Origin of the sequence: Nocardia sp. CY41 (genome assembly GCF_009829325.1) — a bacterium.
Lineage (GTDB): Bacteria > Actinomycetota > Actinomycetes > Mycobacteriales > Mycobacteriaceae > Nocardia.
This window is the reverse complement of sequence record NZ_VUOS01000021.1, coordinates 134,780-157,282: the sequence shown is the minus strand read 5'-3', so window position 1 is coordinate 157,282 and position 22,503 is coordinate 134,780. Positions and strand designations below refer to the sequence as shown.

21 protein-coding genes and 1 pseudogene are annotated in these 22,503 nt (G+C 69.8%); 5 read left to right on the top strand and 17 right to left on the bottom strand.

Translation table 11 applies throughout. The features are described 5' to 3' along the window. Window positions 1–158 precede the first annotated feature (158 nt). Complete coding sequence (locus GVY64_RS23655; protein ID WP_159845310.1) at window positions 159–509, top strand: hypothetical protein; 351 nt, start codon at window positions 159–161, stop codon at window positions 507–509. A gap of 43 nt (window positions 510–552) precedes the next feature. Here GVY64_RS23655 and GVY64_RS23650 read toward each other — a convergent pair whose 3' ends face one another. From GVY64_RS23650 to GVY64_RS23625, 6 genes are all read right to left on the bottom strand, one after another. Further along, window positions 553–1,647 carry a methyltransferase gene (locus GVY64_RS23650; RefSeq protein ID WP_159845306.1) on the bottom strand — a complete coding sequence of 365 codons (1,095 nt, stop codon included), beginning with the start codon at window positions 1,645–1,647 and terminating at the stop codon, window positions 553–555. A 39-nt stretch (window positions 1,648–1,686) separates the two neighbouring features. Continuing rightward, a complete protein-coding gene (locus GVY64_RS23645) occupies window positions 1,687–2,469 on the bottom strand; it encodes a MerR family transcriptional regulator (RefSeq protein WP_062977487.1) in 783 nt (260 codons plus the stop codon). Between the two features lie 95 nt (window positions 2,470–2,564). Continuing rightward, the gene (locus GVY64_RS23640; protein ID WP_159845302.1) at window positions 2,565–4,070 is read right to left on the bottom strand and encodes a flavin-containing monooxygenase; all 1,506 of its coding nucleotides are present in this window, start codon (window positions 4,068–4,070) and stop codon (window positions 2,565–2,567) included. 11 nt (window positions 4,071–4,081) lie between these two features. Beyond that, complete coding sequence (locus tag GVY64_RS23635; protein ID WP_159845453.1) at window positions 4,082–5,002, bottom strand: ferritin-like domain-containing protein; 921 nt, start codon at window positions 5,000–5,002, stop codon at window positions 4,082–4,084. Between the two features lie 10 nt (window positions 5,003–5,012). Next, window positions 5,013–5,915, bottom strand: a complete 903-nt coding sequence (locus GVY64_RS23630) for an SDR family NAD(P)-dependent oxidoreductase (RefSeq protein WP_159845298.1) — start codon at window positions 5,913–5,915, stop codon at window positions 5,013–5,015. Window position 5,916: 1 nt separating this feature from the next. Beyond that, complete coding sequence (locus GVY64_RS23625; RefSeq protein WP_159845295.1) at window positions 5,917–6,903, bottom strand: alpha/beta hydrolase; 987 nt, start codon at window positions 6,901–6,903, stop codon at window positions 5,917–5,919. 82 nt (window positions 6,904–6,985) lie between these two features. On the opposite strand from GVY64_RS23625, the gene GVY64_RS23620 reads away from it, so the two are divergent. Further along, window positions 6,986–7,567, top strand: a complete 582-nt coding sequence (locus GVY64_RS23620) for a GrpB family protein (protein WP_236567096.1) — start codon at window positions 6,986–6,988, stop codon at window positions 7,565–7,567. A 178-nt stretch (window positions 7,568–7,745) separates the two neighbouring features. On the opposite strand, the gene GVY64_RS23615 is transcribed toward GVY64_RS23620, so the two are convergent. Beyond that, window positions 7,746–8,696, bottom strand: a complete 951-nt coding sequence (locus GVY64_RS23615; RefSeq protein WP_159845292.1) for a D-isomer specific 2-hydroxyacid dehydrogenase family protein — start codon at window positions 8,694–8,696, stop codon at window positions 7,746–7,748. A 110-nt stretch (window positions 8,697–8,806) separates the two neighbouring features. Then, entirely contained in the window at window positions 8,807–9,775 is a 969-nt protein-coding gene (gene ligD, locus GVY64_RS23610) for a non-homologous end-joining DNA ligase (RefSeq protein WP_159845289.1), read from the bottom strand. Between the two features lie 113 nt (window positions 9,776–9,888). On the opposite strand from ligD, the gene GVY64_RS23605 reads away from it, so the two are divergent. Both GVY64_RS23605 and GVY64_RS23600 read left to right on the top strand, forming a co-directional pair. Further along, entirely contained in the window at window positions 9,889–10,119 is a 231-nt protein-coding gene (locus tag GVY64_RS23605; RefSeq protein ID WP_159845286.1) for a hypothetical protein, read from the top strand. After that, a complete protein-coding gene (locus GVY64_RS23600) occupies window positions 10,116–10,424 on the top strand; it encodes a hypothetical protein (protein ID WP_236567094.1) in 309 nt (102 codons plus the stop codon). The genes GVY64_RS23605 and GVY64_RS23600 overlap by 4 nt, the downstream gene beginning before the upstream one ends. Before the next feature lie 273 nt (window positions 10,425–10,697). Here GVY64_RS23600 and GVY64_RS23595 read toward each other — a convergent pair whose 3' ends face one another. The 9 genes and pseudogenes from GVY64_RS23595 to GVY64_RS23555 all read right to left on the bottom strand — a co-directional run bounded on the left by GVY64_RS23595 (window position 10,698) and on the right by GVY64_RS23555 (window position 21,105). Continuing rightward, window positions 10,698–10,913 carry a hypothetical protein gene (locus GVY64_RS23595; RefSeq protein WP_063022607.1) on the bottom strand — a complete coding sequence of 72 codons (216 nt, stop codon included), beginning with the start codon at window positions 10,911–10,913 and terminating at the stop codon, window positions 10,698–10,700. 504 nt (window positions 10,914–11,417) lie between these two features. Continuing rightward, on the bottom strand, window positions 11,418–13,541 hold the full coding sequence (locus GVY64_RS23590; RefSeq protein ID WP_159845283.1) for a RecQ family ATP-dependent DNA helicase: 2,124 nt from the start codon (window positions 13,539–13,541) through the stop codon (window positions 11,418–11,420). A gap of 91 nt (window positions 13,542–13,632) precedes the next feature. Further along, complete coding sequence (locus GVY64_RS23585; RefSeq protein WP_159845280.1) at window positions 13,633–14,112, bottom strand: hypothetical protein; 480 nt, start codon at window positions 14,110–14,112, stop codon at window positions 13,633–13,635. Between the two features lie 132 nt (window positions 14,113–14,244). After that, the gene (locus tag GVY64_RS23580) at window positions 14,245–15,177 is read right to left on the bottom strand and encodes an alpha/beta fold hydrolase (protein WP_159845277.1); all 933 of its coding nucleotides are present in this window, start codon (window positions 15,175–15,177) and stop codon (window positions 14,245–14,247) included. Window positions 15,178–15,419: 242 nt separating this feature from the next. Then, the gene (locus GVY64_RS23575; RefSeq protein ID WP_236567112.1) at window positions 15,420–16,019 is read right to left on the bottom strand and encodes an RtcB family protein; all 600 of its coding nucleotides are present in this window, start codon (window positions 16,017–16,019) and stop codon (window positions 15,420–15,422) included. Window positions 16,020–16,799: 780 nt separating this feature from the next. After that, window positions 16,800–17,669 (bottom strand): annotated as a pseudogene (locus GVY64_RS23570) (RtcB family protein); the annotation flags it as partial. A gap of 90 nt (window positions 17,670–17,759) precedes the next feature. Continuing rightward, the gene (locus GVY64_RS23565) at window positions 17,760–18,839 is read right to left on the bottom strand and encodes an amidohydrolase family protein (RefSeq protein WP_159845274.1); all 1,080 of its coding nucleotides are present in this window, start codon (window positions 18,837–18,839) and stop codon (window positions 17,760–17,762) included. Window position 18,840: 1 nt separating this feature from the next. Then, window positions 18,841–20,208 (bottom strand): glutamine synthetase family protein, encoded by a 1,368-nt coding sequence (locus tag GVY64_RS23560; RefSeq protein ID WP_159845271.1) that lies wholly within the window; start codon window positions 20,206–20,208, stop codon window positions 18,841–18,843. 18 nt (window positions 20,209–20,226) lie between these two features. Beyond that, window positions 20,227–21,105, bottom strand: coding sequence for a ribokinase (locus GVY64_RS23555; RefSeq protein WP_159845267.1), 879 nt, complete (start codon window positions 21,103–21,105; stop codon window positions 20,227–20,229). Window positions 21,106–21,205: 100 nt separating this feature from the next. Between GVY64_RS23555 and GVY64_RS23550 the strand changes: the two genes are divergently transcribed. Further along, window positions 21,206–22,471 carry a glutamate-5-semialdehyde dehydrogenase gene (locus GVY64_RS23550; protein ID WP_159845264.1) on the top strand — a complete coding sequence of 422 codons (1,266 nt, stop codon included), beginning with the start codon at window positions 21,206–21,208 and terminating at the stop codon, window positions 22,469–22,471. The last annotated feature ends 32 nt before the right edge of the window (window positions 22,472–22,503 follow it).

Genomic DNA, 22,503 nt, shown 5'->3' with positions numbered 1-22,503 from the left:
CCCGTATCCAGCCTGGAAAAGGCGGTTCGTGACGGTGTCGCGCTCGACCCTCCCCGCCGATTCTGCTGAAATATTCGAAAGGGTTCGAGATGCGAGGGCGGAAGAACCCCGCACGGCAACAACCGGGTATGGCTGAGATCTGCCGAGGAGGGATTGCGGTGCACATCACGAGGCGGCGAGTAGGCGCGGGAACCGTTCTGCTGTTCCTGGCAAGCGGTCTCGTCTGGGCATCCGCGCCCGCGAGCGCGGATCCGCCCGGCTGTTATGTCGACCGCGGTGTCACCGACGCGGCCGCCCTGTGCCACAGCGGTGAAGGGGCGTCGGTGCTGGAGGCGGAATGTCTCGGCTTCTTCCTGCCGTCGGAGCGGTCCGGGCCGGTGTTCGGCTACTACAGCGGGTTCGAATCGCGGCAGACGCCGGTCGGCACGCCGATGCGCGTCACCTGTGTGGCCGACGGCGCGGTGGGGATCGCCACTCTCGCGTTCCTCGTCCCCGCGGCGGCTTCGTAACGCCGACCTACGACACATTCGGCCGCTTCGGAATCCGGGGAGGTCAGCTCGGCCGGGCCTCGAGCACGTTGTCCGGGGAAGCCGTCGGCACGATCTTCGTGAGCGTGAATCCGTGCCGGGCGAGGAATTCGCGGTACTCGGCCTCGGTGCGTTCCCGGCCGCCCGCGTTGACCAGCATTTCCAGGTCGATGAACTTACTCGGGTGCGGTGCGGTGTGTTCCGGGACGACGAGTTCGACGATCAGCAGCCGGGCCTCGGGAGCCATGGCCGCACGCACGGTGCGCAGGATGCGCCCCGCGTCGGCTTCGGCCCAGTCGTGCAGAATGTGCTTGAGGATGTAGGCGTCGCCTCCGCCGGGGACGCGGTCGAAGAACGACCCGCTCTCCACCGCACAGCGGTCGGCGAGACCGAGTTCGGCGAGCCGAGCGGACGCCGAGGCCACCACCTCGGGCAGGTCGAACAGGATGCCGCGCGATCGCGGCGCGCGGCGCAGGATTTCGGCCAGCAACGTTCCCTCGCCTCCGCCCACGTCGACCAGGGTCTCGTAGCGCCCGAAATCGTAGGCCGCGAACAACGGTTCCATCGCCAGGGTGCCGATGCTGGTCATCGCGCGGTCGAACAGGTCGCCGAATTCGCGGTCGTGCCGGACGTAGTCGAAGAACGACATCCCTTCGAGTTTCTCGCCGACCGGTTCGCCGGTGCGCACCGCGTCGACCAGATGCGACCAGTGGTTGCGGTGTCCGGGCGACCCGAAGAACAGCACCGCGTCGCGCAGCGACACATCCGCGTCGCGGCGCAGCGCTCGCGCCATCGGCGTCAGCGCGTAGCGTCCGTCGCGCCGTTGCGTGAAGATGCCGTAGCTGATCAGCAGCCGCAGCAATCGCCGCAGCGCGCCCTCGTCGGCGCCGACCGCCGCCGCGAGGTCCGCACCGGACCGCGGTCCCGCCGCGAGTTCGTCGGCCACGCCGAGCGCCGCGGCGGCGTGGATGGCTTGCGAGATCCATCCGGCCGCGATCAGCTCCATCAGCGCGACGTGCCCCGGCACCAGTTTGCGGAACGCGACCGCCAACGCGCCGCGCACCGACTCGACGGCCCGGATCAGCGGCGGCGGTGGGATTCTCGGTCGGTCGGACGCCACAGCGACTCCATCCGTCGAAGGTCGGCACTCTGCGCTTGTCTAGGAGGGTACGTCGCGACCGGATTCGCTGCGCTGTTTCTCGCGCTCGGCCGCCGTGGCGAGGTAGTCGCCGAGTTCGCGGCGCAGCGTGACGTCCAGCGAGCGGGCCAGCGTGGCGTGCACCGAGGCCACCGCCAGCTCCCGCATCTTGTTCAGCATCGTTGTGGTCTCGGCGATTTCGCCGCTGGTGTCGGGCATCCAGCCGGGGCCGTGCTCGTCGATGATGTGCTGTTTGGCGGCGGTGATCATGATGTGCGTGATGTCATCGATCCGGTCGGCCACCTTGGCGTAGATCTCGATGAGCGTGCGCAGTTCGAGGCCGTACTCGTGCAACTCGGCGAACGAGGTGAGCAGCTGGGTCTCGGTGAAGACCACCGTGTCGCCCTCCAGTCGGACCAGCTTCATCTCGCGCAGCCGGTCGACCAGCTCGTCGGCGTCTGCGCCGAGGATGGTGCCGATCAGCTCGCGGGGCACCTCGAAAGTCTCGTCCTTGGCCCAGGACGCCGTCACGGCGTGTTGCAGGCCGAGCACCTCGGTGAGGTCTTTGCCGGTCTCCCAGCTGGTGATGAAGTCGGCGATGTGCGCGGTGGTGAAGCCGCGCTGCAACAGCGCGTCGATCAGGCGCAGCCGCTCGAGGTGCGCGTCGTCGTAGATGCTGGCCCGGCCGTCCTTGCCGACCGGCGGCGGCAGCAGACCACGTTCCTGGTAGGCGCGCACGTTGCGGGTGGTGGTGCCCGCGGCGCGCGCGAGGTCATCGATCCGGTACTCCGGCGTCGACCTCACCTCCCTCGCTGCCCAGGGCGCCGATGGACCGGCGGCACGCTGATGGAACTCCCTGCGGACCGAGTCTATCGTCCGCGCCGCCGGCGCCTCGGCACCTAGGAAACCGGCGCCACCCGCTGTCGCCGCTGGTCGGCGGTCTGTTCGACGACGAGGTAGTCGTCGAGATCGACCGCGCGCAGCTGATGGACGTACTGGGTGGCGAAACCCGGGTACATGGTCGCGTTGAAGCCGTCCTCGGTGAGATACCAGCTGCGGCACCCCGAGTTCCAGGTTGTGGCGGAGAGCTTGCGCTGGATGGCGGCGTTGTAGCGGTCCTGCCGATCCCGTCGCACGTCCAGCATGCGCAGGTCCCGGTCCAGGATGATGCCGATCGCGCCGACGAGGTAATCGATCTGGGCTTCCATGTAGACCAGCGCCGAGTTGTGCCCCGGGCCGGAATTGGGTCCGAAGGTGAGGAACAGGTTGGGATATCCGGAGACCGCGACGCTCTTGTACGCGTAAGCCCCGCGCGACCATTCCTCCGCGAGATTCCGGCCGTCGCGCCCGACCACCGGAACGGGTGTCCCGGTCTTGGAGACGTCGAACCCGGTCGCGAAGACGATGCAATCCGCTTGATGCTCGATGCCTTCGGCGGTGCGGATGCCGTGCTCGGAGATCCGCGCGATCGGCCAGGTGATCAGCTTGCAGTTGTCCCGTTGCAGGGCGGGGTAGTAGTCGTCGGTCATCAGCAGGCGTTTGCAGCCGGCCCGGAAATCCGGGGTGAGCTGGCGGCGCAGCCACGGATCCTTGACCTGCCTGCGCAGCTGTGCCTTGCCGACCAGTTCGACCACCCTGGTCAGCGGCGTGTTCCAGACCACGCCCAGCGCCACCGACTCATGGCCGTAGAACCAGGCGCGCCGGGCCAGTTGTTCGGCCGCGGGCACCCGGCGGTAGAGCTCCTTGGTCAGGCCGTTGGTCCGCCGGTCGACCCGTGGCAGCACCCAGCCGGGCGTGCGCTGGAACACCTTCACCGAGGCGGCCTTGTCGACCAGCTCCGGAATGATCTGGACCGCGCTGGCCCCGGTGCCGACGACCGCCACGCGCTTGCCGGTGAAGTCGTACTCGTGATCCCAGCGGGCGCTGTGGATCTTGTGGCCACGGTAGGTCTCGATCCCGCGGATATCGGGGAAGCTCGCGTTGGCCAGCGGCCCGGACGCCAGCACGACGGCCCGGGCGCGGATCGGCTCCGCGTGACCCTCGACCGAAATCTCCCAGACCCCGGCCTGCTCGTCGAACGCGATGCCGGAAACATTGTGCCCGAACCGGATGTGCGGACCGAGCCGGAACTCCGCCGCCATCGCCTCGATGTAACCGAGGATCTCGTTGCTGCCGGAATAGGTGCGCGACCAGTTCGGGTTCGGCGCGAAACTGTAGGAGTACAGCCGCGACGGAATGTCGCACGCCGCACCGGGATAGGTGTTGTCGCGCCAGGTGCCGCCGATCGCAGTGCCACGCTCCAAGATCGCGAAGTCGTGGACTCCGCGCTGCTTCAGGCGGATGGCCGTGCCGATTCCGGCGAACCCGCCGCCGATGACGGCGACGTCGAGGGTGTGCGTGCTCATCGGGTTCCCTGTCATGCCGCGGGCTCGTAGGTCAGTTCCTTCGACCAGGTCGGGTTGTTGCGCAGCAGCGCCTTCGGCACCAGTCCGGTGATCTTCACCAGCGCGTCGGCGACCAGGTGATAGGGGTGGCCGCGGTCGATCACCCAGCTGCCGTGCATCTTGACGATCTGGTACATCGGCAGCCTGCGGGCGAAGTCGCTGCGCTCGCCGACGTTCGCGTACCGTCTCAGCGCGCCGTAGAGCTTCTCCTCGTCCACGCCCATCGCCACGATGTTGTCGCGCATCTTGTTCAGCAGCGGCACATAGCTCAGCACGCCGATGATCAGCGACGGCTTGGCCCAGCCGCCGACCAGGTCGATGAGCAGCTTGCGCATCTCCGCGTGCCCGAGCAGATCCATCACGGCGAAATCGACCGCCAGATGCCGGGATTCGTCGGAGTTGATCTTCTTGAACGCCTCCTGGCAGACCGGGTCCTCGATCTCGTCCATGATGAACTTGATCAGCGCGCCGTCCAGCGCGACCTCCAGCATCGGGATGACGGTGCCCAGGAACGACAGCGACATGTCGTCGGAGTACTTGTCCAGGAAGTCGATCACCAGCTTGACGTTCACGTTCGGCTGCGGGATCTCGTCGCCGTCGAGCATGCCCCACCGGCGCATCAGCGCCAGCTCGGCGTTGGCGTGCTTCTGCTCCTCGGCGTGGAAGTAGCGGTAGATCTCGCGCAGCGTCTCGTTCGGCGCCTTCTTCGCCATCGCCGCGAAGCCGCGCGCGCCGACGTTCTCGATCCACATCAGATCGGCCATGAACGGCTTGAGCTTGGCGTGCAGTTCGGGAGTGATCGTCTCCGCGCCGGGCGCGTCCCAGTCGATGTCGGCCAGCGCCCACTGGCGGTCCTTGATCTTGCGGAGCATGTCGTCGAAGTCCATCGCGATGGCGGCCATGTCAGACTCCTGTCTTGTCGGTGACCGGCGTGCGGTCGGTGGCGGTCGAGTGGTCCTGGGGCAGCAGCCGCTCCAGGAGTCCGAGGACGAAGGTGTATTGCGCCGGGAAGCACCGCTTGAGCAGCCAGACGGCGTGCGCGTCCAGTTGGGGGAGCACGTAGAGCTGCCCGCGGTCGTGCGCGTCGAGGGCGGTGCGCGCGACGCGCTCGGGGGAGAAGCCGGTCCAGCGCATGAGGAAGTCGGCCAGCTGCGCCGATCCCTCGGTGATCCGGCCGTCGCGGGCGACGTTCGTGCGGACGAACGTCGGGCACAGCACGGTGACCGCGACGCCGGTGCCGCTCAGTTCGGCGGCCATGGTCTCCGACAGCGACAGCACGCCCGCCTTGGACACGTTGTAGGCGGCCATCGACGGCGCGGCGGCGAATCCCGCGGCCGAGGCGACGTTGATGATGCCGCCGTTGCCCGCGGCGCGCAGGCGCGGGGCGAAGACTTCACAGCCGTGCACCACGCCCCACAGGTTGATGCCAAGCGCCCACTGCCAGTCGTCGAAGCCGATGCGCCCCACCGGCTTTCCGCCGATGCCGACGCCCGCGTTGTTGATCACCAGGCTGACCGGGCGGTCGAACAGCGTCTCGGCGAAGCGGGCGAGCAGCTCCACGTCCTCCCGTTGCGCCACGTCGCAGCGGAAGGCGTGTGCGGCGCCCGGGTGGTCGCGTTCGATCAGGGCGACCGTCTCGTCGGCGCGCTCCTCATCGATGTCGGCGCAGATCACCCGGCCGCCACGGGCCGCGATCTCCAGCGCGAACGCGCGGCCGATGCCGCTGCCCGCGCCGGTGACCACGGCTCGCGCGCCGTGCGTGCGCCGGGGGCGGCCCAGGGCCGCCAGCTTGTCCAATCCGAACATCTCAGCTCACCTTTTCCGTGCCGGAGGTAGCGACCAGCGCCGCGCGCAGGAAGTCGGCGGCGCGGGCGAGGGCCTGATCGGCCTCGGGCACCACCAGGGGAAGGGCTTGGAAGACGTGCAGTTGCCCCGGCCAGATCTCGAGCTCGCAACTGCCGCCTGCACGCCGGACCATCTCGCACAGTGCCCGCGCGTCGGCGCCGAGCATCTCGGTGCCGCCGACCTGCACCAGGATCGGCGGCAGCGGCAGACCCTGCGGGACGGCCAGCCGCAGGCGCGCCGCGTCGGCCGGGTGGCCGCTGGTGTAGGCCGCGGGCAGCCTGCGCGCGGCGGCGGCCGAGATCAGGGGATCGGTCCGGACGCGTTCCCGCTCGGCCGCCAAGCCGAGGGTCAGGTCCAGCAGCGGGGAGAACATCGCCACGGCCGCGGGTTGCGGGCGCCGGTGCCGTCCGTTCTCGACGAGCAGATCGAGGGCGAGATGCCCGCCCGCGGAGTCGCAGGCGATCACCAGATCGTCCGCGGCGATGCCACGGCCGAGCAGCCAGCGATAGCCCGCCTCGACGTCGTCGGCCGCGGCCGGGAACCGGTGTTCGGGCGCGAGGCGATAGTCGGTGAGGAAGACGGGGAGCCCGGTCTTCGCCGACAGCCGGGCCGCGAGAGCGCGATGCGTGCGAGCCGAGCAGATCACGTACCCGCTGCCATGGATGTAGTAGACGGCCCGCGCCCCGAACGGCACGCCTGCCGCCCGCACCCATTCGCCGCGCACCGCCCCCGATCGGATCTGGGTTACCGAAGTGCCGGGCGGAACCGGACCGCCTACGGCCATCAGCGTCGCGATGAGCTTGCGCGCGAACCAGACGCCCGGCGCGTTCATCGGCACCGCGCAGTTCAGCGGACGCAGCGTGAGCCTGGTAGCCGCCGCGGCCACGGTGGCGCGGGTGGATGGCGCGGCCGGAACGCGAGGGACCGAGGTCCTCGTTGACCTTGTCATGCGCTAAGAATCATTCATGAATGTGCCAGTTGTCAATGGCACATTGTGAGAAGGCTTTTTTCCATCGGGGTTACTGTGTCGTGTGGCGACGTTGGACGACGACGAGATCGCGGCGGCGACAGTCGGCGAACCGCAGCCCTATGGGGTCAGGGTGGTTGTCGAGGAGTACAACCCCGCGTGGCCGAACTGGTACGCCGAGGAAGAAATCGCGATACGTGCGGCGCTCGGCGACGTGGCCCTGCGGATCGAGCACACGGGGTCCACGTCGGTTCCCGGCCTCGCGGCCAAGGCGCTGATCGACATTCTGCTGTTGGTCCCGGAGGCCTCCGATGAGGCTGCCTATCTACCGGCTCTCGAGGCAGCCGGGTATGTCTTGCGTGTCCGGCAACCGGGCTGGTATCAGCATCGCTGTCTGGTTCGCCGGGTGGGCAATGGTGCGCCGAGGGATGTGAATCTGCACGTGCTCTCGCCGGAATCGGGCGCGCCGGAGATCGAGCGGATCCTGGCGTTCCGCGACTGGCTGCGCACCCACGAGGATGACCGGGCGTACTACGAGCGGGTCAAACGTGAACTGGCGCAGCGCGACTGGCAATCCGTGCAGCACTACGCCAACGCCAAGAGCGCGGTCATCGAGGAAATCCTCGGACGAGCGCTGCCCGGCTGATGTCGGCCAGGTAGGGGCACCGAATTCGCTACCGACGCAGTACATTGCGGAGTGCTTACTCGCACTAGGGGGCACGCTCGCGCAGCGGCAGGGGGCGGGATCGCGCGGATCATGCTCACTGCATCCACTGCGCTGGTGGATCCGGTGGAAGGCTCGAATTCATTGTGGCCCGGCGGATTCAGTACCCGAGGGCGGGATCGATCGGTGCGAGCAGCGGGCGGCCCGCGATGAAACGCTCGACGTTCGCTTCGACGTGATCGGCGAAGGCCGCCAGCCGCAGCTGCGGTGGATTCGAATCGTGCGGAGTGACAATGGCATTCGGCAGCGACCAGAGCGGGTGACCCGCCGGGAGCGGCTCGGGATCGGTGACGTCGAGGCCGGCGCCGCCGATCGCGCCGGAACTCAGCGCGGCCACCAGGGCGTCGGTATCGATGAGGCTGCCGCGCGCGACGTTGACGATCCACGAGGACGGCTTCAGCCGCGCCAACTCGTCCGCGCCGATGAGATGCCTGGTGGCGGGCGTCGCGGGCGCGGCGACCACCACGTGATCGGTGTGCGGCCAGATCCGGCCGAGATGCTCGGCGGGGAACGTCTCGACCGACGAGGGAATACCGGGGCCGGTGACCGGCCGCCCGCTGCGGTTCACCGCGATGATGTGCGCGCCGAGCGGGACCAGCATCGGGATCAGCGCGCGGCCGATGCCGCCCGCGCCGACGATCGTCACCGTCTTGCCGCGCAGCGAGCGGATGTGCGGAAAGAAGTCCTGTTGCCGCCAGTCGGACGCGCGCAGGTGCTCGGGCAGATACCGGACACCCGCGAGCAGCAGCATGAGCGCGTGCTCGGCGACGCTCGCCGCGAAAGCCCCTGCGGCGGAAGTGAACCGCACGGCGGGATGCCTGGCGATGACACCCGCGGTGAACCAATCCTCGATACCGGCGGCCGAAAGCTGCACCCACTCCACCCCGGCAGGCAGTTCGTCCGGGAACTCGTCGACCCCGCCGACCCAGATCAGTCCGCGCGCCTCGTCGAGATCGGCGACGGTGGCGCCCGCCTCCACCACGGCCTTCTCCACCAAGGTGGGCGGAGGCTCGGTGGGGCCGATCGCGATCGTCACTGCCGGTCGGTTCATGGATGGACCTCCTTCGGAGCAGTAGGACGTGGTCGCGAGCGGGTGGACGTTGCGACCGTAGCACCGCCGGGCGTGCGCAGACCGGTCGCCGGTGGCCGTGCGTCGCGGCGCTAGGCCTCGCCGCGCTCCTCGTCGAGCTCCACGTCCACCTTGTCCCGCTCGGCCCACTCCAGGAGAGGATCCAGGTGGAACACCGCGTCGTCCATGCCCGCGTGCAGATCGCCGAGTTCGGCGAAGCGAGCGGGCACGGAGGCCATGGTGAAGTCGCGCGGATCGATGTCGGGAATCTCGTCCCAGCCTACCGGTGTGGAGACCGTGGCGGCGGGGACGCCGCGCACCGAGTAAGCGGCGGCGATGGTGTGATCGCGTGCGTTCTGGTTGTAGTCGACGAACAGCAGCTTCGGGTCGCGGTCGCGGCGCCACCAGGTGGTGGTCACGTCATCGGGCGCGCGGCGCTCCACCTCGCGGGCGAACGCGAGCGCCGCCCGGCGCACCTCCTGGAAACCCCACTGGGGCGCGATCCGTACGTACACGTGCAAACCATTGCCGCCGGAGGTCTTCGGCCACCCGACCGCGCCGAGTTCGTCGAGGACTTCGCGCACCACCGCGGCGACCCGCTGCACGCGCGACCACGGGCAGTCGGGCATCGGATCGAGGTCGATGCGCCACTCGTCCGGGCGCTCGGTGTCGGCGGCGCGCGAATTCCATGGATGGAACTCGACCGTCGACATCTGCACCGCCCAGATGACGTCGGCGAGTTTCTCGACGCACAACTCGTCGGCGTGCCTGCCGTAGCGTGGGAAGTACACGCGCACAGTCGGAATCCAGTCCGGCGCGCCCGCGGGAAGCCGCTTCTGATGCACCTTGTCGCCCGCGAGTCCTTTGGGAAACCGGTGCAGCATGCAGGGCCGATCGCGCAGCGCGTTGACGATGCCGTCCCCGACGCTCAGGTAGTACCGCACCAGATCGAGCTTGGTCGCGCCGGACTCGGGGAAGTAGACGCGGTCCGGGTTGGAGACGCGGATCGTATGGTCGCCGACCTCGAGCTCGATCGCCGACCCGGTGGATTTGCTGGCCACGGCTCGACTGTAGTGGGCGAACCGACGGAAATCCGGCCACGAACTTCCAGTCCGCCGGCTCCGATGCCCCGGACGAGTTCCCGGTAGCGCATCGCTCTGGTATGCATACGCGTATGAGCAGGGCGACGCGCGTGACCGTCACGTTGGATCCGCAGGTGGCCGAGTGGGCCAGGGAAGCCGCCGATCGCCAGAACCGCAGCCTGTCGGCGGTGATCAACGCCGCGCTGCGCACCACCCTCGTGCACGAGAGCCTGACCGCGCTGACCATCGACGAGGAAGCCGAACTGGCCGCCGCCTACGACGACCTCCGGCTCGGCCAAGCCGCCGAAGACGACGCCGCATGAGACGCGGCGAGGTCTGGCGCTACGCCCCGACGCTCAGCGACGGCACTCCCTTCCCGCGACGCATGACGGTCGTGCTGGTGTCCGATTCGGCGGTGATCACCTCGCGCTCCCGCTGGCTGCAGGTCGTCCCGCTGCGCGACGCCGACCCCGGCCACGTGCTGGCCACCCACACCGAGCACGGTTGGGCCGACACCATGAAACTGCACCGCGCCTACCGCCCGTGGCTCACCGAACACCTCGGCGTGCTCACCCAGGCCGAGACGGAATCCCTCGACGCGCGTCTGCGAGCGACACTCAGTCTTTAGTGCAGCGCCTGCGGCGCTGCGTGTTCGCGGCCCCCTTGTGGCTCGCGTGTGCGCGGACACCGCTTGATCCTTCGTCCCGGACGCGGCGGCCGCGCCCGGGGCCTGGGGGCGGAACGAACTTCGGTGAACGCTTCGACGAGTCGGATTCGTCCGGTGGCTCGAAAATGCGATTGGTCGGTGCGCGCTCAGCTTCCGCTCGGCTGGTTCGGCAGTGAACGCGTCACTGCCGAACTCGGCGCCGTTCGTGCGCGGCTGAGCCGACTTCACGGCTGCTCATCGAACGGCCGTGCCGCCTCCGCCGGACAGGCTGCTGATCGCGCAGACCAGCGCCACGAACGGATCGGTGATACCACCACAGCTCCCTGCGACCGACACGGCCGGTGCGGGCGACTGCGGTTCGAGCGGCAACGGCGCCGCGGCGGCCGCCCCGGCACCGGTCAGGGTTGCGGCACCGACCAGGGCGGCGGCAAATCCACGTACTGCGAACATTCGAACTCCTCGTGTATCGGATAGACGGCCGAACCTAATCGGCAAGCCCGCACCACGCATGACCCGAATTGTGTTGCCCTCGAACCGGGTGGTGTCCCTATGGTTCAGGTCGAGCTGGATCGGTCGTGGCTGGTTGCGCCGTCGTGGCGTTCGGTGTCAGTTCAGTCGGGGTAGGCCGGCGTCGGTGGTTCGGAATCCGCAGGTGTCGCGATGGAAGCTGGTGAGGTGTGGTTCGTAGTCGACGTGCTCTGCCGGCGTCGGACGGTCGGACTCGCTTCGCTCGAACCGGGGGTTCAGGCGGGCTTGGTGCGTTGTCGTCGGTTTGTGGGCACGGTTCGCGGGTCGGAGCGGCTGACTTCTCGGGCCCGCACGAGCTCGATACGCGGTACGGGACGGTTGGCGCAGCCGGGCTATCCCCGCGTCGAGGAACCGGCCCGGGTCCTTCGAGCGTCATCGACTGCTGGAGCAGGTGGCCGACCGGCTCGGGGCCGCCGGGCCTCGTCGCTAAGTCGGCGTCGCCAGCGCGAAGGGCAGGATGGCGTCGGCGCCGGCTACTCGGAGGGCGTGGGCGGCGACGGTGAAGGTCCAGCCGGTGTCGGTGATGGCGTCCACCAGCAGGATCGGGCCTTGTACCTGGGTGAGGTCGGGGACCTCCCAGAAGTCGAACAGTCCGGCTACGCGATGGGCGGAGTTGGCCGCCGAGACGGGCGGGCGGCCGGGGCGGGTGCGCAGGGTGCCGAGGTCGTGCAGGCGACCGACTTCGGCGAGCCGGGCGGCGAGAGTGGCGGTGAGCACGGGGTGGCGCGGGGATTCCAGCGCGAGCACCGAGGTGGGACGGGCGGCCCAATCCCATTCGCGCAGGACGGCGACGCAGGCGTCGAAGACCGCGTCGGGCACCGGGTCGTCCGGGCCGTCGAGCAGCGTCCGCAGGCGCTGCCCCCAGCCGAGGTCGGTCAGCCTGCCCAGGACGCGGCCGGTCTCGGCGCCGCCGGTGATCTTGCCGGACAACGGGACACCGAGTTTGGCCATGCCGGTGGGCCACTGCTTACGCGGAGCGAGATCGATGCCGGGACGGTCGAGCCGGGCCTTGGTCGCGGCGACCGCGTCGGCGGCGACGGTGCGGTCCGGGCGGCTGCCGGTGCAGTTGTCGCAGCGGCCGCAGCCGGGCGCAGCCGACGCGTCGGCGGACAGCCCCGGGTCGTCGAGCTGGCGGCGGAGGAATTCCATGCGGCAATCGGCGGTCGACTGGTAGTCGATCATGGCCTGCTGTTCGGCCTCGCGGGCGATGGACAGCCGCTCGTAGCGCTCGGTGTCGTAGGTCCACGGCCGACCGGTGGCGATCCAGCCGCCGCGCACCCGGCGCACCGCACCGTCCACATCGAGCACTTTCAGCACCATTTCCAACCGCGAGCGATTCAGCTCCACCAACGGCTCCAGCGCCGCGGTGGACAGCGCCCGCTCGGAGTCCAGCGCGTCGAGCACCGCGCGCACGATGTGCTCGCGCGGGAAGGCGACCGAGGCGAAGTAACTCCAGATCCGCGCGTCCTCGGGACCGGGAAGCAGGATCACCTCGGCCCGGTCGGTGCCGCGCCCGGCCCGTCCCACCTGTTGGTAGTAGGCGATGGGAGAGGACGGCGCACCGACGTGCACCACGAACCCCAGATCGGGTTTGTCGAAGCCCATGCCCAGCGCGGAGGTGGCGATGAGCGCCTTGACCTGGTTGTCCAGCAACGCCGCCTCCAGCGCCTCGCGCTCGGCCGGGTCGGTCTGCCCGGTGTAGGCGGCGACGGTGTGGCCGTGCGCGGTCAGCACGTCGGCCAAGTCGTGCGCGGCGGCGACGGTGAGCGTGTAGACGATGCCGGAGCCGGGCAGCCGGTGCAGATGATCGCTGAGCCAGGCGGTGCGTTCCACGGCGTCGTCGAAGCGGACCACCGACAAGTGCAGCGACTCGCGATCCAGCGTGCCGCGCAGCACCAAGGTGTCGGTGCCGATCTGGGTGGCGACGTCGGTGACCACCCGGTCGTTGGCGGTCGCCGTGGTGGCGAGCACCGGGACGTCCGAGCCGAGGTCGGCGATCAGCGTCCGGATGCGCCGGTAATCGGGCCGGAAATCGTGGCCCCAGTCCGAGACGCAGTGCGCTTCGTCGATCACCACCAGCCCGGCATCGGCGGCGAGCCGGGGCAGCACCTGATCGCGGAAGTCCGGATTGTTCAACCGCTCCGGGCTGACCAGCAGCACGTCGACCGCACCCGCGGCGACGCCTGCGTGGATCTCGTCCCACTCGGTGACGTTGCCCGAGTTTATGGTGGCCGCGACCACCCCCGCGCGCTGCGCCGCGGCCACCTGGTTGCGCATCAGCGCCAGCAGCGGCGACACGATCACGGTGGGCCCGTGCCCGGCCCGGCGCAGCAATTTGGCGGCGATGAAGTACACCGCCGACTTCCCCCAGCCGGTGCGCTGCACGACCAGCGCCCGGCGCCGCCGTACCACGAGCGCCTCGATCGCGGTCCACTGGTCCTCGCGCAGCCGAGCGTTCGCCCCGGCCAGTTCGCGCAGCAGCTGTTCGGCGTGCTCGCGCAGGTCGGGGGCCGTGAGGTCGATCGGAGACGCGCCGGTGGCCGTGGTCATGCGCTCCATCGTGCCCGACGACACCGACAGGTGACGTCGCGGCCGACCGCCGACCGCCGACCGCCGACCGCCGCCGACTGCGTCAGCCGCGTCAGCCGCGTGCCGCGCCGTCCGGCCACACGATCTCGACCGGCACGTTCTGCTGCCGGGCGAGGACGACCACCGATCCGGTGCCGCCGCGTTGCCCGGCCGCGCCGTCCCATATCGCGATCAGCCGGTCACACGAGGCCAGCATCGCCTCGTTCGCCGCCTCGTAGGCTTCGCTTCCCGCCTCGTCGAAGTCCATCACCCGCACCGCCGTCGCGCGCTCGACGAGTTCGTCGAACAGGCCGGCGTGGTCGGGCCGCACTTGTGCCGCCCGGTAGTTCCGCGACGGCAACACCACTTCGAGCCGCCCGCCCGCGTCGAGGACCGCCTTGGCGAACACCGAGTCGGCGCCACGGGCGAGGCAGCTGACGCCGACCAGCTCCGCGGCGGCGTACGGGGCGAGAAGTGCACCGATCGCGGTGTAGACCAGGGGCTCGGTGGTCGGCGTGACGTTCGTATGCCCTGTGACCCCGATGCGCACCATGCAGGTTTCTCCTATGCCGTCGTCACCGGCGGCCGTATGCGACTCGCAGCTCGATCCCGAGTTTCACATACGCACAGGTCAGCTTTCCCTGCGGTCGCCGCGCCTGACTCGTCGCCGACACGGCGACCGTGCTCAGGCGGGTCGCGCGGTCGCCGCCGCCAGCTCGACCAGACGGGCGCGGACCAGGTCCGGTCGTTCCTCGATGATGAAGTGGCCGCAGTCCGGGACGAGTTCCAGACGGTAGTCGTCGGCGTGGGCGGTTTCGGCGGACGCGAGCGACGGATGGATCGCCGCGTCCTCGACGCCGAACAGGGTCAGGATCGGTACCCGCGCACGGCGTCGTTCGCCGCGCCCGGCCGACCGGGGAACTTCGCGCAGCAAGAAGGTGCGGTAGGTGTCGGTCGCCGTGCGGGCGCAGACGGGGTCGCGGAAACGGTCCGCGTAGGCCCGGGTCACTTCCGGGCCGAACGCCGCGCGATCGCGCACGCCGCGGGTGAAGACGAGTTGCTCCAGGAAGCGAGTACGCCGGTGCAGATACCCGCCGAACGCGGCGACGGCAGGCTGATAGAGCAGGAACCGCCACGCGTGCGGGAGAAAACGGCGCGGGGTCTGCCACGGGTGGGCGATGTTGAGCGCCAGCAGGGCATCGAATCGCTCCGGTTCACGCAGGACCAGCAGGTGCGCGATATAGCCGCCCCAGTCGTGACCGACCAGCAAGACGCGGTCGAGTCCGAGCGCGTCCAGCAATGCGAGCAGGTCGGAGGCGACGTCATCCTTGGCCCATCGGTGCGGAGCGGGGCCCGACCAGCCGTAGCCGGGCAGGTCGGGCGCGATGATTCGCAATCCGTCCGGCGGATCGGCGAGCAGGTGACGGTAGGCGTAGTGATGCTCGGGCCAGCCGTGCAGCACGAGCACCGGGCGTCCGTCCGCCGGACCCGCCTCGGTGACGTGGAAACGCACACCGCGGGCGGACACCTCCGACCGTCGTACGCCGGGAATCTCCGGTGGGCCCGCCGCCGGGTCGGAATCCGGAGCGGGCGCGAAGAAGGAGGGCCGCCAGGGCATATCCGATCGTATCGAGGAAACCGCCGGGAGAGCCAGACCACAGGGAACGGGTGCGTCCAATCCGGCGCTCGACCGAGCGGGCGCCGTCACCGTCACGGGAACCGAGCCGGGCCCGCCCAGGACCGAGTGTTCGGGGGCAGGCACGGTGTCCGTGGGAACGGTTCGGCGCCACATCGCAGCGGCGCCGACCGCGACATCGCGCCGGGCGAGCGGATCGCCCGGCGCGCGGTCGGATGCGCCGATCAGCCCTTGACGCAGAGCACCTGCCGCAGCGTCGCGACCACGTCGACCAGGTCCCGCTGTGCCTCGATGACCTCGTCGATGTCTTTGTACGCGGCTGGGATCTCGTCCACCACGCCCGCGTCCTTGCGGGACTCGACGCCCTCGGTCTGGGCGATGAGATCGGCGACGGTGAACTGCTTCTTGGCCGCGTTGCGACTCATCCGCCGTCCCGCGCCATGCGAGGCGGACTGGAACGACGCCGGATTACCCTTGCCGCGCACGACATAGGAGCGGGTACCCATGGAGCCGGGAATCAGCGCCAGATCGCCTTCGCCCGCGCGTACGGCCCCTTTCCTGGTCACCAGCATCGGCACGCCGTCGATGAACTCCTCCGCCACATAATTGTGGTGGCAGTTTCCGGTGAGGATGTTCCCTTCGAGTGCGAAGGAGTGCGTGTCCTCCACGACAGCGCAAAACACCTCTTCCACATCTCCAATGGGCCTTACCGAGCGGACGGTCCATCCGCGTCGCTCGACAGCGCTCCTGTTGGCAGCCCACCGCGAGCGGTGCTTCGCATGGACGAAGAACTCGGGAGTCACGTCGCTGGGTGAGATGCCCATTACGAACATGTCGGACTTGCGTCGGCCGAACCCTTCACGTGTCCTCCTCCGAATCGGAAGGGTCCAGATGCCGAGCACGTCGCAGGCGCTCTTGAAGAATTCGAGATCCTCGCGATTCGCAGACCAGATGGCCGGACGGCCCGTCTTACCGACCTCTCCGTCTGCCGCGAAGTAGCCCGCGAGCCAGCCGTACAGATCGGAAGTGGATCCGTCGAGTGCCGGGTACTCGCGCTTCCACTCGCGCGGAAGTCCGCCGAGCCGCTTGTACGCTTGTACGTTCTGGCCCTGTTCTCGAAGTTGCGCGACCTCGTTCAACCTCACGTAGGTCTTCCGTGCCGGGTCGTCCGAGTGCAGGTAATAGTAGGTTCGTACGCGTTCGAGGTTGTCGAAGTAGGGCAGTAGTGCCAAGTCCTTCGACCCGAAGAAGACGGCATGTGCCAGCGCGTCACCAGCGATGCTGCCGTCGCCGAACACGAAGCCGCGGGCGATTCCTTCCCGAGACGGTCGGAGGTCATCCGGCCGCTTCGGGAAGACGTAGGCAAGGCGGTCTCCGACGCGGAGCCCCGAAGTGATCGCTTCGGTGCGGTGATGTGCCACCTTCGGTCGGAGAAGCCAGCGGTGCTCGGCTGTCGTGCGGATCGTACGCTCTTGTCCGTAGCGCCCAACGACCAGCTCCCAGAGTGGTTGATACCCGAAGGACACCACAGGCGCCTTCACCCAGTTGCCGCCCTCTGTGAGCAAGGTATGCATGCCACCTGCGAGTTCGGCAATGGGGCGGCAGCCTTGTTCCGTCAGCACCGAGGTCTCTCCGGCGAAGCAGCTGATGGGCTGCTCGAAACGCACACCGCGCTCGGCGAATTCGACGGCGACCGCGCGGCAGACCAGGGCGAGCATCACCGCGCGGTTGCGCGCCGCGTACTCCTGCGCCCAGGTGAGGTCACGCCGGTAGGCCTCCATCTCCGGCGTGCCGGAGACGAAGACCGCCAGGTCGCGGTCGGGCAGATCGACGTTGTGCGGCAGCCCGCGCGCGATCGCCATGTGCCGCTCGGCGAGTTCCTTGCCGATGTTGCGGCTGCCGGAGTGCAGCAGGATCCACACGTGGTCGTCCTGGTCGAGGCAGACCTCGATGAAGTGGTTTCCGCCGCCGAGCGTGCCCATCTGCTTGTGCGCCTTGGACTCCCGAGCCTGCACCCGGTCGTCCAACACCCCGAACGACCCCCAGAAACGGTCCCAGCCCGCCCGCAGCGTCGCGGTGCTCGCGCCGAGCCCGGCGACCTGGTGGCCGAGCCGGATGACGTCGACGGCGTCGCGATGTGCCTGGAAGCCCACCGGCACCGCTGCCTCGATGCGCGACCGCAGCGAACGCAGGTTGTCGGGTAGATCCGCCGCGGTGAGGTCGGTGCGCACGCTCTCCATGCCGCAGCCGATGTCCACGCCCACCGCGGCGGGCGACACCGCGTCCCGCATCGCGATCACCGAGCCGACCGTGGCCCCCTTGCCGAGGTGCACGTCCGGCATCACGCGGATGCCGTGGACCCATTTCAGCGCGGCGATATTGCGCAGCTGCTGGAGCGCGGCCTGCTCGACCTCGTGCTCGTGGGCCCACATCAGCGTCTGCGCCCTGGTGCCGCGCAGCTCGACGGGAAACATGGTTTCGATCCTTCCGTTGGTCTTCCACATCAACGGTAGGGACCGGTGGCACCCGGCGCACCCGAATATACGACCGACCGGGATGGTGGATCAGCGAACGGCGGTCTCGAACCGCGCCCGGTAGGCGCGCTCGGCGTTGCCATGGGCGATGGCGCCGACCAGCGTTTCGGCGTCGGCGGTGGTGATCGCGTCGTCGGCGATCCACTCGTCGATCAGTTTGCCGAGGCCGCGCCGCCAGAGCAGCGCGCCGAGGTAGTGCAGTTCCGGCAGCCCGTAGCCGTCCGAGGAGTAGCACAGCGCACGGAACGGGGCGAGTTCCAGCGTCTCGGCGAGCACGGCCCCGGCCCGCTGTCCCACGTAGGGGATGGTCAGGCCGAGATCGAGGTGGACGTGGTCGAAGACGTGCGCGAGATAGGCGGCGTGACGGTGGAAGGGCCAGCAGTGCAGCAGCATCACCGACAGGCCGGTGCCCGCGGTCCGGCGCAGGAAGTCGGTGAGCAGCAGCGGGTCGCCGTGCCGGAGGCGCAGATCCGGATCGCCGAACCCGGTGTGGAATTGCAGGGGGAGACCGAGTTCGGCGCCGATCCGCGCGCCGAGCCCGACCAGCCAGCCGAGGAACTGCGGATCGGTGAGCCGGTGTTCGGGCGCGAAACTGGTCGGCGGGTGATCCCGCAGCGGGAAGTCCAAACCGCACCGGTAGGCGACGATCGTCTTGAGCCCGACGGCGCCCGCGGCCCGCGCCCGCACCTCCGCCTCGATGTGCTCGTACACCCCGGACACCGCGCCGACCTGGGCGATGACCCGCTCGGCCACCGCTTCGAGCCGCACCACCTCGCGCACCTCGCCGTCCACCAGGGCGGCGAAATCGGCCGTGCCTCCGCCGATTCCGGTGTCCAGGCACCATCGGGTCACCCCGGTCGCGCGCAACAGCCGCGCCGCGACCTCGCGCCCGCCGAGCCTCGCCCGATGCCGGAGGTAGACATCCGGGCCGACGTGGGCGGGCAGGTCGAGCGCGGGCGCGCACCAGCGGCGCACGGCGAGCCCGATCGCGGAATCGAAACTGCCATGGGCGCCCTCACCGAGCAGGCGCTCGAAGCCGCGCCGGTCCGGATTCGCGGTGTCCACGCCGTGGCAGTGGTGGTCGGTGAGCCGGACACCGTCGGTGAGCATGTCAGAACCGCCTGCGCGTCAGGGCGACGAGCTCTTCGGCGCTCGCGTCGGCGTACCGCTGCGCTTCCGCGCGGCGCACCGTGAGCAGCGCGTCGTGCAGTTCGACGCCCATGGCGTCGGCGAGCACCTCGGACGCGGCGAGGTGGTCGGCGGCTTCGGCCGGCGTGGTGGGGAGGCGGTGCACATCCGCCATCATGCGTGCTTCGGCGTCGAAATTCGCGGGGTCACCGGTGATCTCCGCCGGAAGACGTAACCGTTCGGCGACACCGGCGAGCCCGGCGGCGATCACCGACCCTACGATCAGGTACGGATTGCCGGTCGCGTCGAAGCACTTGATCTCGGCGTTGGCCGCCCACCCCTCGGTGCCGCGCACCCCGGTGACGAACCGCAACCCGGCCTCTCTGGTCTCGCGTCCCCAGCACTGCCAGACCCCGGCCCAGCGCGACGGCGCCAACCGCAGGAAGCTCGCCGGATTGCCCGCGCCGACCGCGACCAGCGCGGGCAGTTCCCGCAGCACTCCCGCCAGGAACGCCGCACCGATCGGTCGTATGCCGTGCGGACCGTCGCCGCCCGCGAACAGCGGGCCGTCGTCGTCGGTCACCGACAGGTGCAGGTGCGCGCCGGAACCGGCGCCGTCCGGCTCGATGCACGGAGCCAGCAACGCCCGCATGCCGTGCCGCGCGCTCACCTGACGGATCGTGTGCCGGACCAGAACGGCATCGTCCGCGGCGGCGACCGGTGTGGACGGTTCGACCGACAGTTCCAGTTGCCCGAGCGCGTATTCCGGGTGGAATTGCGCGACGGCGATCCCTTGCCGCTCCAGCGCCGCGACCAGGTCGGCGGCGTAGTCGGCGACCTGCCCGAGCCGCACCAGGCCGTAGGCGGGGCCGTCGATCGCCGGGGTGAAGCCGTCGACGTCGTCGGCGCGCCCCACCGCCCATTCGGTCTCGAATGCCATGGCCAACCGCAGCCCCGCCGCCCGCGCCGCCGCGGTCTGGCGGGCCGCGAAGTGGCGCTGACAGGCGACGAAACGGCTTCCATCCTGGGTGTATTTGTCCGTGGGCGCCCACGCCCAGCCGGGCTGACAGGCCAATTCGGTCAGCCTGGACAGATCCGGGATGAGCCGCAGATCGCCGTCGGGCCCGCCGAGATAGCGCCCGACCGCCATCAGGTCGTCGAAGGCGAAGGTCTCGAAGCACGGCGACACCCCGACGCCGTACCTGGCCGCCGGGCCGAGCCGCTGCTTCGGGACGGCTTTCACGCGCGTGATACCCGCGTTGTCCACGAAGCTCAGCGCGACCATGGACGCGTCCAGTCCTTGGATATGCGCGGTATCGCTATCGGCGGGAATGCGCTCCGGCGTAGCCATGCCATCACGATATCGCCGCTACTCCGCGACCAGAGCGGCGGTGATCTCCTCGCGGGCCGGGATCGAGCTGCTCGCGCCCAACCGGGTCGTCGCCAGTGCTCCTGCCGCACAAGCCCAGGTCAGCGCCCACTCGGGGCCGCGATGCCAGGCGGCGGCCAGCGCACCGGTGAAGGCGTCGCCCGCGCCGGTGGTGTCGACGACGTCCACCCGCGGGCTCGGCCGGGACAGGCGGGCGCCGCCCGGCCCGCGATAGTCCGCGCCCGCCGCCCCGCGGGTGACGACCACGTGCGCGACGGCGTCGAGTTCCGCGCCAAGCTGCTCCGCCTCGCCCGAATTCACCACGGCCACATCGACATCGGCCCACAGGTCGGCGGGCAAGGGGCGGGCCGGTGAGGGATTCAACAGCACCGTCGTGTCGTTGGCGTGTGCGTGGCGCGCCGCGGCGGCGACCGTTTCGACCGGAATCTCCAGTTGGCACAACAAGATATCGGCCGCCGCGATGGCCGCGAGATCGTCGTCGGTCAGCTCGGTCATCCGGGAGTTGGCGCCCCCGACCACGATGATGCTGTTCTCGCCGTCGTCGTCCACCACGATCGTGGCGATGCCGCTCGGCCCCGCGACGGTGCGCAGCCGGTCGGCCGACACCGCCGCATCCGTGAGCGCGCCGCGCAGTTCGGCGGCGAAGACGTCGTCGCCGACCGCCCCGAGAAAGCGCACCGCACCCCCCGCCCGCTGCGCCGCGATGGCTTGATTGGCGCCTTTCCCGCCCGGCACCATGGCGAAGCCGCTGCCGAGGACCGTCTCGCCGGGGACCGGCCTGCGTGCGGTCGTGGTCACCAAGTCCATGTTGATGCTGCCGAGCACCACGATCGCGGGAGCGTCCGGTTCGACCGTCATATCGCCGGACGGTAGTCGCCCGGCGCGAGTCGCGCACGCACTGCGAGTCCGCGTCACAGCGGGTGGAATCGGCGTTGTGCCCGGTGCGTAGGCTGTACCCATGACGGTAGGAACGACCACCCAGCCGGATGTCCGCGAGGTGGTGCACGAGGCCGCCCGCAAGGCCAGGGTCGCGTCGCGGGCACTCGCCCAGCTGACGACCGCGCAGAAGAACGACGCCCTGCACGCCGCCGCCGACGCGCTGCTGGCCGCCGCCGACCGGGTGCTGGCCGCCAACGCCGAGGACATCGCCGCGGCGCAGGCCGCGGGCATCGAGGAGTCGCTGCTGGACCGGCTGCGGCTGACGAAGCCGCGCATCGACGGCATCGCCTCGGGGCTGCGGCAGGTGGCCGGGCTGCCCGACCCGGTCGGTGTCGTGGTGCGCGGCTCGACCCTGCCCAACGGCCTGGAGATCCGGCAGGTGCGCGTGCCGCTCGGCGTGGTCGGCATGGTGTACGAGGCCCGGCCGAACGTCACCGTCGACGCGTTCGGGCTCGCGCTCAAGTCCGGTAACGCCGCTCTGCTGCGCGGCTCGTCCTCGGCGGCCCGGTCGAACGCCGCGCTCGTCGCGGTGCTGCGCGAAGCGCTTGCCGCGCAGGACATCCCGGCCGACGCCGTGCAGTTGCTGCCGAGCGAGGACCGTTCCAGCGTCACCCATCTGATCCAGGCCCGCGGCCTGGTCGACGTGGTCATTCCGCGCGGTGGCGCCGGGTTGATCAACGCGGTCGTGCGCGACGCGCAGGTGCCGACCATCGAGACCGGCACCGGCAACTGCCACGTCTACGTGCACGCCGCCGCCGATCTGGAGATGGCCGAGCGGATCCTGATCAACGCCAAGACCCGTCGTCCGAGCGTGTGCAATGCCGCCGAGACCGTCCTGATCGACGCGGCGATCGCCGAGACCGCGCTGCCCCGGCTGACCGCGGCGCTGGAGCGCTCCGGCGTCACCATCCACGGTGATCTGCCCGGCCAGGTTCCGGCCACCGACGCCGACTGGGGCGAGGAGTACCTCACCCTGGACATCGCGCTCAAGGTGGTCGAGGGCCTGGACGCGGCGGTGGAGCACATCAACACCTGGGGCACCGGCCACACCGAGGCCATCGTCACCGGCGACCTCGCCGCCGCGCGCGAGTTCACCGGCCGGGTCGATGCCGCCGCCGTGATGGTGAACGCCTCCACCGCGTTCACCGACGGCGAGCAGTTCGGCTTCGGCGCCGAGATCGGCATCTCCACCCAGAAGCTGCATGCGCGCGGTCCGATGGCGCTGCCGGAGCTGACCTCCACGAAGTGGATCGTCTGGGGCGACGGACAGATCCGGCCGGTCTGACCCACGTGCGCGGCGGTCGCGGGCGACGCCGA